Source organism: Oleiphilus sp. HI0043 (assembly GCF_001634935.1).
On the sequence record NZ_LWEY01001271.1, the window covers coordinates 1 to 963 of the forward strand.

Sequence of the window (963 nt, forward strand, 5' to 3'; positions counted from 1 at the left end):
TGCTTTCCGTTAGCAGCACGCAAATCCAGATGCGGAACCGACATGGGTGGTGCGCCGACTTTCGCTTTACCGTAAGTTTTTGCAGAGTAGTGTTTAGCGTCTTCTTCACTAATAGGCGCCATCAAGAAGCGACCACCAACAGGGAAGCCTGCAAATCGAGTTCTATCTGGTAAGTGGCTTAGTTTAAGAAGCGGGAATGCGCCTCCACCTGCGGCAACAAATAGCGTGTCGCCTTTAAAGCGCATTTTCTGATCGCCTTTTTGGGTTTCAACTAGCCATTGCTTAACCGGGTTTTTATGAACACGCGTAACATGCGTTCCGTAGTGAAATTCAACCCCTTCCTGCTTTGCCAAATAAGCAGCCATTTGCTCGGTGATCGACTCAAAATTAACATCTGTTCCCGTCGCAATCATGGTCGCAGCCATCTTTTCAGAAGTCGGTCGATTTTCCATGGTATAGGGGATCCATGATTTAATTTCATCATGATCTTCCGAATACTGCATATGCTCAAAATAGTGGTGCTGAGACATTTCTTCAAAACGCAATTTCAGCTCATTGATACTGTCTTCATGAACCAGGGTGCAGTGTTTTGTCGGAACGATAAAGCTTGTAGGGTCTTCGATAATCCCCTTCTTAACCAAATAAGCCCAAAACTGCTTGGCGATATTGAATTGACCGTGTATTGCGAGTGCCTTTTCGACTTCGATAATATCCTCATCGACCGGCGTATAGTTCAATTCACAATTTGCTTCATGGCCTGTTCCCGCGTTATTGAATACGCTGGAGTTGCTTTTGGCTGGCCCAGAAAGGCGCTCTATGATGGTTATTTTAAGCTTCGGGTTCAGTTCTTTCGCTAGGGTGGCAAAGGTAATTCCCATTATCCCTGCGCCGACAATTACTACATTCATATAATACTCTTGCTTGTAAGCGTGGTTTAAACTTGATACGAGGAGAAGAGTCAGA

At 45.2% G+C, this 963-nt stretch carries 1 protein-coding gene; it reads right to left on the bottom strand.

Going from position 1 to position 963, the window contains the following annotated elements; translation table 11 throughout:
* Nucleotides 1-908, bottom strand: a 908-nt coding sequence (locus A3729_RS16570) for an FAD-dependent oxidoreductase (protein WP_156497981.1), incomplete at its 3' end; no start/stop codon positions are given.
* Between the last annotated feature and the right edge of the window lie 55 nt (nucleotides 909-963).